The organism is Corallococcus sp. CA049B (assembly GCF_003611685.1).
In the GTDB taxonomy this organism is placed as follows: Bacteria; Myxococcota; Myxococcia; order Myxococcales; family Myxococcaceae; genus Corallococcus; species Corallococcus coralloides.
This window is the reverse complement of the sequence record NZ_RAWC01000085.1, coordinates 25,409-33,417: the sequence shown is the minus strand read 5'-3', so window position 1 is coordinate 33,417 and position 8,009 is coordinate 25,409. Positions and strand designations below refer to the sequence as shown.

Genomic DNA, 8,009 nt, shown 5'->3' with positions numbered 1-8,009 from the left:
GCTCTTGGGGAAACGGGAATGGAGGAAACCTACATCGGGGAGGGGGCGGCGTGCGGGCCAACGAACCGGATCGAGCCCGTCTTCCCTGAAAGGAACGCTGGGAGCGCATTCCCACCGTGCGGTGGGCGCTCTAAGATGTCCGCCGCTTCAACCTGGACCCACCATGCCTCCTCGCCGTCCATCACCGTCATCGCGTTCGGGCACCGGCCGTTCGGCCGGGGGCGCGACGGCGGACCGCCGACCCAAAGCCCCCGCGGGGGGCAGCTCGCGCCGCGTCTCCGCCGTGCCGGATGAAGACTGGTCCGCGCCGCTCTCCGGCGAGGACAGCCAGGACGGGGGCGACCCGGAGCTGTACGGCGACGCGGAGCCCGTCCGCTCGCGCACGGGCGAGACGCGGGTGGCCTCCATCGACGCCATGCGTCCGGAGGCGGAGGAGCCGGCCGAGGAGGACGAGGACAACTCCGAGACGACGCGCGCCGGCCCCCCGGTGCTGATGCTGGTGCTGGACGGCCCGGACAAGGGGCGCAAGAAGCGCTTCAAGGGCGTGCGCATGGTGGTGGGGCGCAGCAAGGACTGCGACTTCGCCCTGGGCGACCAGACGGTGTCCCGCCGCCACCTGGAGCTCGTCTACGGCGAGAGCGGCGTGGTGATGCGCGATCTGGGCGGCATCTCCGGCACCCAGGTGAACGACCAGAAGGTCGACGAGTGCATCCTCAAGCACGGGGATGAAATCTCCGTGGGCAAGACGCGCCTGCGCTTCGTGGACGAGGGCGAGCTCATCAAGGAGATGCGCGCCAAGGCCGAGTCCGGCGAGGCGGAGGACAAGAAGGAGGACAAGAAGGAGGAGAAGAAGGACCCGCGCCTGGATGAGAAGACCAACGCGAACTACAAGCTCGCGGACCTGATGCGCGACGAGAAGGCGCGCAAGACGGGCGTGCCCCGTCCGCGTCCGGTGCGCTCGTCGGCGCGCGAGGGCTTGAAGATCACCTTCAAGATGAAGGTGGGCGCGGCGGTCGGTGGCCTGGTGCTGCTGATGCTGATCGCCGGCCTGGCCCTGTCCGGCGGGAACAAGCCGCCGCCCAAGCCGGTGGTGGACCCCAACCAGGCGCGCGCCCAGGAGCTGATGCAGCGAGCGCGCGACAAGGTGCGGGACGGCGACTACCCGGACGCGGTGCGCTTCGCCCAGGAGGCGGAGAAGCTGCGCGTGGGCATCGACGTGGACGGCGTGGCCAAGGCGGCGCAGCAGCTGCAGGACATCATGGACGCCTTCCAGGCGACCCGGGACCTGATGGCGGAGAACCGCTATCCGGACGCGCGCGCGAAGCTGACCAGCACGCCGCAGGGCACGGCGCGCACGGACGAGGTGCGCAAGAAGCTGGAAGAGGAGCTGGACTCGCGCGAGGCGGCGTACACGCTGGGCCTGGTCGATGCGGCGCTGAACGAGCGGCGGCCGGACGACGCGCGCACCCTCATCGCGGAGCTGCCGCAGGGCACGCGCTCGCTCTACGAGCAGAAGCTGGCGGACCTGGAGAACCAGCTGGCCAAGGAGGCGCAGCAGGCCGCGCGGCAGGCCGGCATCCGGCAGGCGGTGGCCGCGGAGAACGCCAAGCAGCGCCGCGCGGAGTTCGTGGCGGAGGCCTTCCAGGACGTGGAGCGCCGCTTCAACGGCGGGGACTTCCAGCGCGCGTCGCTGGAGGTGGACCGGGTGATGGACAAGTACCGCGGCGAGGCGGACATCCAGGCCCGCGCGCGCAACCTGAAGAAGCTCATCCCCCAGTTCCGCTCCGCCTTCGAGGAGGGCCAGAAGAAGTACGAGAACAACGCGCTGGAGGCCTCCGTGAAGCCGCTGCGCCGCGCGGTGGAGGTGTACCGGCAGATCGGCTTCGCGGGCTCGCTGGGCGACACGCTGGACAACGAGCTGGCCTCCGCGTCGGTGGCGGCGGGGCAGGCGGCCTTCAAGCGCAAGGAGTACCCGCTGGCGGGCCGCAGCTTCCGCGAGGCGCTGCGCCTCAACCCGGGTGACTCGCGCGCCCGTGACGGCCTGGACGAGCTGCAGAAGAAGGTGGAGGAGCTGTACCTGTCGGCGTACATCTCGCGCGACCGCGACCCCGCCCTGGCGACGGAGCAGTTCAAGATCGTCATCGAGGCGTCCGCGGACGGCGCGGACGTGAAGCGCAAGGCGGAGATGGCGCTGAGCGAGCTGCAGAAGGCCGGCGGTTCGTAGCGCGAAGCTTTTCCGTCAGGGGCCGCCGCCCGGGGAGTGGGGTGGGCGGCCTCTTCATGTATCCCTGTCACACCTGTCGTCGTGAGCGGTCTGGAGACACCGGATGAACGAGTCGTCGTTGCGTGAGCTGGGCATGGACCTGTTCGAGGAGCGCCAGTTCGAGCGCGCCCTCGCCGTCTTCGCGGAGGCCGTTCGCCGCGTGCCCGCGGACCACCGCTCGCGCATGCTGGCGTCCCGGTGCCTGGCGGAGCTGGGCGAGCGTGAGCGCGCCGTCACCGCGTACCACGCGTGCGCGGAGGGGCTGCTGCGCCGCGACTACCTCTTGAGCGCCATGGCCGCGTGCAAGCTGGCCCTGGAGCTGTCGCCCAACGAGCGCCGCCTGAAGGAGACGCTCTACCGGGTGCACTCGCGCGCCGCGCGCAGCGCCCCGGGCCGCGCCGCCGTGCCGCCGCCCCTGCCGCCGGAGCACCTGTACGACGGCAAGGTGGACACGGACCTGATGGGCCTCGTTGGCGAGGAGCTGTCCAACCGCGCCATCGAGGTGCTGGCCGCGCCGGACACCGGCGGCACCGCGGATCCGCAGAGCCGTCCGCCCCTGCCGCTGTTCGCGGACCTGGACCGGGACGCGTTCTTCGACCTGGTGGGGCGCATGGTGTGGCGCACCATCAAGCCGGAGGAGGTCATCAGCCGCGAGGGCGAGCCGGATGATCACCTGCACGTCATCGTCGCCGGCAAGGCGGAGGTGACGCGCAGGACGGACGGCGAGGACCGCACGCTGGGCTTCCTGGGCGGCGGCTCCATCTTCGGGGAGCTGGCGCTGCTCACGGGCGCGCCGCCCACCGCGTCGGTGACGGCGGTGTCGGACTCGGAGGTCTTCGAAATCCGCCGCGAGCACCTCAACGCGGTGGCGAAGAGCCACCCGGCGGTGCCGCAGCTGCTGGCGGACTTCGCGCAGCAGCGCATGATGCGCAACCTGATGGCGAACTCGCCCCTGTTCCAGCAGCTGCCGGAGTCGGAGCGGGGCGCGTTCTTCCAGCGCTTCACCTTCCGCGCGCTCCAGCCCGGCGAGAAGGTCCTGGTGGAGGGCGAGTACTCCCAGGGCCTCTTCCTGGTGCTGGCCGGCGAGCTGACGGTGCAGAAGGAGGACCCGGCGGGCGGCATGGTGACGCTGGGCGTGCTGCGCGAGGGCGACGTGGCGGGAGAGATTTCACTCCTCACGGGCCTGCGGGCCACGGCCACGGTGTCCGTGACGCGCAAGACGGCGGCGGGGTGGCTCAAGCGCGAGGCCTTCCAGGAGCTGGTGAAGACCTTCCCCAACATCCGCACGTACCTGGAGCAGCTGTCCGACCGCCGCCTGAAGCAGATTGGCGAAGCGCTGCGCCCGCTCGAAATCATCGACGCGGACGACATGATGCTGGAGCCGGAGACCGGGGCCGCCTGAGATGGTGCTGACTCGAACCCGGGTGTTGACTGGCATGGCGGCGGTGGCCGCCGCGGCGCTCGTGCTGTTCTTCTGGCCGCGCGAGGAGCCGGGCGTGAAGGACGCCGTCACCCGGCGCATCATCGCGATGACGAGCGCGGCCGAGGACAAGGACGTGGGCGAGGTGATGGAGGGCGTGTCCGAGCGCTTCAAGACGAAGGAAGGCTGGAGCAAGCAGGACGTGCGCGGCATCCTGACCGCGCAGGTGCTGCGCGGCCAGTGGGTCCGCATCTTCACCACCGACATCGACGTGCAGGAGGTGTCGCCCACGCAGGGGGACTTCCAGGCGCGCTTCATCTTCGGCCGCTCGCAGGCGGACAAGCTGGAGGACCTGGCCCGGGACAGCGTCCTCAACGCCTACTCCATCGAGGGCACCTTCGAGAAGGAAGCCGATGGCGAGTGGCGCGTGGTGAAGGCGAAGCAGCGCCGGTTGGACCCCTCGGAGCTGCTCTAGCGCGTCCCCGCGGCGGGGTCGTTGCCGTTGAAGAGCGGCCCCGCCTCCGTGAGCCAGGCCTTGGCCATGGCGGGCTGGCCGCTGGTCTCCAGGCGCTTCTTGATGTCGTTGGCGCGCGTGGCCAGCTGCTCCGCGGGCGCGCCCTGGGCGCGGGCGCGCACGAGTGAGAAGTAGTGCTGCTGGCACCCGGCGGCGAACTCGCCCTGGGCGAAGAGCAGCTCGCCCAGCGCCGCGTACGCCTCCGGCATGCTGCCCGCGCCCGTCTCCGGGGCCACGGCGGTGAGCAGCGACTTCGCGCCGTCGAAGTCCTTGCGCGCGAGCAGCAGCGCGCCCTTGGCGTACTGCGCCCGCGCCAGCCCCACGCCGCGCGCCGAGAGCGCCTTGTCGTAGGCCGCGAGCGCGTCGTCCTGACGGCCGGCCGCCTCCATCACGCCGCCGCGCGTGAGCCAGTACCGGTCGTCCTTGTCCAGCGCGGGCAGCTCCTTGCCGTCCGCCGTCCGCGCCTTCACCTCGCGGAAGGTCTTCTCGTAGGCGTCCAGCATGGCCAGCGCGCCCTCGCCGTCGCCCTGGGCCTGGAGCAGCCGCGCGCCCTCCAGCGTCAGCAGCGGCGCGGTGGGCCGCTTCGCCACCGCCGCCTCGAAGGCCTGGCGGGCCTCCGGGGCGCGCTTCACCGCGAGCGCACGGCCGCGGGTGAAGAGGGCGTAGTGCTCGTCCGGCCAGGCCTTCAGCGCCGCGTCCACGTGGGTGAGCGCCTCATCCGGGGCGCCCTTCGCCAGGGAGACCTCCGCCTGGGCCACCGCCATGCGGGCCTGGAGCGCGGGCGTCAGCTCCTTGCCTCGCGAGCGCACCTCCTCCAGCAACGCCGTCACGCCATCCGGAGGCCGCCCCGCGTACAGCTGCGCCAGGGCGGACGTCACCCGCGACAGCAGGTGATCCGGGTTCGCGGCGGTGGCGCGCGCGAAGGCCTCCACCGCCTGGGGGAACATCCCCTCGTCGAGCAGCGCTTCCCCGTAGGCCGCGGAGAAGCGCGGATCCTTCCAGGCCCCTTCCGCCGCGCGCGCGAAGGCCTGGCGGGCCTCCGAGAGGCGCCCCTCCTTCTGCAGCAGCCGCGCCTGGGCCAGCGTCAGCCGGGGGCTGTTGGCGCCCTGGGACTTGAGCTCCTCCAAGAGCTTGTTCGCCTCCGCCGTCTGTCCCGCGCCCACGAGCAGCAGCGCCCGGGCGCCGTAGCGCTCACCGGAGCGCGAGCCCAGCGTCTCCGCGCGCTCCAGTTGCTCGCGCGCCTTCGCGTCCGCGCCGGGCTGGTGGTGGGTGAGCCACAGCTCCGCCTGGAGGTCCGCGGCCAATGCCCGCGCATCGCGCGAGTCCGGCGCGAGCGCGAAGAGGGCCTCCAGGTTCTGCTGCGCCATGGCCAGGTCGCCGGGGTTGCCCCTCACAACCGCGGAGCGCGCCGTGCGCAGGTGGGCGTCCACCTCCTGGCGCACCTGTCCCCGGTGCACGTACCAGACGACCCCCGCCGCCAGCAGCACGGCGACGACGCCAATCTGGGCCAGGGCGCTGCCCAGTCCTTCGCGACGCTTCCAGTCACCGCGGCCCGACGTTTCCATGGGGGTGGCCTCACGCGCAAAGATTGAAGATTTTCAGACAGTGATGCGAAGTAGGACGGGCATGACCAGATAGGTCTGGCCCCCCGGGGTGTCAACGGGTGGGGGCAGTACGCACGCGGGGGCGGCACGCCCCGGAGGCACGCCATGGCCGTCTACACGACACTTCCCCCCGAGGCCTTCACCCAGGTGGCGGACGTCTGGGGCCTGGGGGCGGTGCGCTCCATCACGCCGATTCCCCAGGGCTCCATCAACACCAACCACCGGCTGGAGACGGACGCAGGCCGCGTCTTCGTGCGCCACACGACGGTGCGCTCGCCGGAGGATCTGCGCTTCGAGGCGTCCCTGCTGGAGCACCTGTCCCGCGCGCACTTCCCCGCGCCCGTGCTGCTGGTGCCGCCGGGCCCGGCGCCCTTCCTGGAGCTGCACGGCGGGCGGATCAGCGTCTTCAAGTGGCTGGCCGGAGAGGAGTACACTCGCGACGGCCTCACGCCGGAGGTGCTGGAGCGCCTGGGTGCCGAGCTGGGCAAGCTGCACCGGGTGACGCAGTCCTTCGGGGGCACGCGCGCGAACCCCTACGGCCCCGCCCTGGTGAAGGACTGGCTGGGCGGCCTGTCGCAGCGGCCAGAGCCGGAGCTCGTCTCGGTGGCGGCGGAGCTGGAGCGGTACCTCGCGCGCGTGGACGCCGAGCGCCAGGGACTGGAGCCCCGAGGCGTCATCCACGCGGACCTCTTCCTGGACAACGTGAAGTGGCTGGGCGACCGCGTGGGCGCCTTCTTCGACTTCGAGATGGCCTGCGTGGACGCGTACGCGCTGGACGTGGCCATCACCCTCAACGCGTGGTGCTTCGAGGGGACGTACCAGCCCGAGCGGTGCCAGGCGCTCCTGCGCGGCTACCAGGATGCGCGGCCGCTGTCGGACGTGGAGAAGCGGGCGCTGTACGGCCACGCCCTCTACGGCGCGGTGCGCTTCACCACCAGCCGCATCCGCGACTACCACCTGTCCCCGCTGGGCGCGGACAAGCTCGCGCCCAAGGACTTCCGCACCTACCTGTCCCGCGCGCGGGCCCTGGACGGCATGGGCCCGGACGGGCTGCGGGCGCTCGTGGGCGCCTGAGGGGAAGGCCGGCGGCTAGATGCCGGAGACGATCTTCCACTCGCCGTTGACCTTCTGGAACACCATCTGCTCCAGCTCCGAGTCCGACTGGGGCCGGGCGTTGAGGCCGGGCATGCGCCAGGACGCGTTCCAGTAGTAGATGGCGAGCGCGATGTCCTCGTCCTCGTGGAACTCCACGCGGCGGACGTTGAAGTCCACCTTGGGGTTCTGCACCTTCTGGAAGAGGGCCTGGAGGTGGGCTTCCAGGTTGCTGGCGGTGAGGTCGTCCGCCGGGTCGTCCGGGGTGCCGGAGTCGTCGCGGAACTTCGGGGACACCAGCGCCTGGATGGCCTTCGCGTCGCGGGCCTCCAGGGCGGCGCGGTACTTCTCCATCACGGCGAGGATGGCGCGGGTGTCACCGGTGTCTTCCAGCTCCGTGCCGGGGATGCGCTTCGGGGCGCATGCGGCCAGGAAGAAGACGGCGCAGAGGGCGAGGAAGCGGTTGTGCATGGCGGGGCCTTATGGGTTCAACCGCATTTGTGTCAACCCATTCCCAGGCCCCGCCGCCCTCCATGCGCTTTGACTATTTGGCGCGGATGACTTCAGCGATGAAGCGGTTGAGCACGGGCAGCTCGCCGTCGAGGATCTTGAGGCCCTCCGTCTTGATGAGCGGCTCGGCGATCATCGCCACGGGCTTGAGCAGGAAGGGCACCTTGAGGGACAGCTCGCCCTCCATCTTGCGCTCCGTCTGGCCATTGCCCAGGTCGCGCAGCTTCAGCACGCCCGTGTTCACCAGCATCTTGGAGATGGTGTGGGACGTGGGCGTGTTGGTGAACGTGAGCTGCTTGGTGCGCTTGTCGTAGGTGGACGTCTCGATGAAGGCGAACCACTCCGGCGACACCTTCTTGGGGCCCACGGAGGAGATGACGGGCTTGGGGCGGTAGCGCACCTTGCGGTGCACGCGGTCACCGTCGACGCGCACCTCCTGGGGCTGCAGCTCCAACAGCACGCCGTGGTGCTGGAGGAGGTACGGGAAGTAGCGCTCGTCGAGGAGCGCGCGCTCCACCTCGTCCACCGTCCCCTGGATGTACTGCGTCTTCTCGAAGTGCATGCCCCATCCACCTTTCCGTCAATGCGTGAATCGTCTCTGCGCAG

Annotated in this window: 7 protein-coding genes; 4 read left to right on the top strand and 3 right to left on the bottom strand. The window is 71.0% G+C overall.

Annotation, left to right across the window (positions count from 1 at the left end):
* Window positions 1-283 precede the first annotated feature (283 nt).
* The 3 genes from D7W82_RS19885 (at window position 284) to D7W82_RS19875 (ending at window position 4,158) form a co-directional block, all read left to right on the top strand.
* Complete coding sequence (locus D7W82_RS19885) at window positions 284-2,224, top strand: FHA domain-containing protein (RefSeq protein WP_233587806.1); 1,941 nt, start codon at window positions 284-286, stop codon at window positions 2,222-2,224.
* A 103-nt stretch (window positions 2,225-2,327) separates the two neighbouring features.
* Entirely contained in the window at window positions 2,328-3,665 is a 1,338-nt protein-coding gene (locus D7W82_RS19880; protein ID WP_120591075.1) for a cyclic nucleotide-binding domain-containing protein, read from the top strand.
* 1 nt (window position 3,666) lies between these two features.
* Window positions 3,667-4,158, top strand: coding sequence for a hypothetical protein (locus tag D7W82_RS19875; protein ID WP_120619846.1), 492 nt, complete (start codon window positions 3,667-3,669; stop codon window positions 4,156-4,158).
* On the opposite strand, the gene D7W82_RS19870 is transcribed toward D7W82_RS19875, so the two are convergent.
* The gene (locus D7W82_RS19870) at window positions 4,155-5,762 is read right to left on the bottom strand and encodes a tetratricopeptide repeat protein (RefSeq protein WP_120619845.1); all 1,608 of its coding nucleotides are present in this window, start codon (window positions 5,760-5,762) and stop codon (window positions 4,155-4,157) included. The genes D7W82_RS19875 and D7W82_RS19870 overlap by 4 nt on opposite strands.
* A 144-nt stretch (window positions 5,763-5,906) precedes the next feature.
* Between D7W82_RS19870 and D7W82_RS19865 the strand changes: the two genes are divergently transcribed.
* Window positions 5,907-6,875 (top strand): homoserine kinase, encoded by a 969-nt coding sequence (locus D7W82_RS19865; RefSeq protein WP_120619844.1) that lies wholly within the window; start codon window positions 5,907-5,909, stop codon window positions 6,873-6,875.
* Between the two features lie 15 nt (window positions 6,876-6,890).
* Here the strand turns inward: D7W82_RS19865 and D7W82_RS19860 are convergent, their stop codons facing one another.
* On the bottom strand, window positions 6,891-7,364 hold the full coding sequence (locus D7W82_RS19860) for a nuclear transport factor 2 family protein (protein ID WP_120619843.1): 474 nt from the start codon (window positions 7,362-7,364) through the stop codon (window positions 6,891-6,893).
* A gap of 73 nt (window positions 7,365-7,437) precedes the next feature.
* Window positions 7,438-7,965, bottom strand: a complete 528-nt coding sequence (locus D7W82_RS19855; RefSeq protein ID WP_120619842.1) for a hypothetical protein — start codon at window positions 7,963-7,965, stop codon at window positions 7,438-7,440.
* Between the last annotated feature and the right edge of the window lie 44 nt (window positions 7,966-8,009).

Excerpts from the sequence above, each read along its gene's own strand:
- D7W82_RS19865 (WP_120619844.1), top strand. The coding sequence starts at position 5,907 with ATGGCCGTCTACACGACACTTCCCCCCGAGGCCTTCACCCAGGTGGCG.
- D7W82_RS19880 (WP_120591075.1), top strand. The coding sequence starts at position 2,328 with ATGAACGAGTCGTCGTTGCGTGAGCTGGGCATGGACCTGTTCGAGGAG.
- D7W82_RS19875 (WP_120619846.1), top strand. The coding sequence starts at position 3,667 with ATGGTGCTGACTCGAACCCGGGTGTTGACTGGCATGGCGGCGGTGGCC.
- D7W82_RS19870 (WP_120619845.1), bottom strand. The coding sequence starts at position 5,762 with ATGGAAACGTCGGGCCGCGGTGACTGGAAGCGTCGCGAAGGACTGGGC.
- D7W82_RS19860 (WP_120619843.1), bottom strand. The coding sequence starts at position 7,364 with ATGCACAACCGCTTCCTCGCCCTCTGCGCCGTCTTCTTCCTGGCCGCA.
- D7W82_RS19855 (WP_120619842.1), bottom strand. The coding sequence starts at position 7,965 with ATGCACTTCGAGAAGACGCAGTACATCCAGGGGACGGTGGACGAGGTG.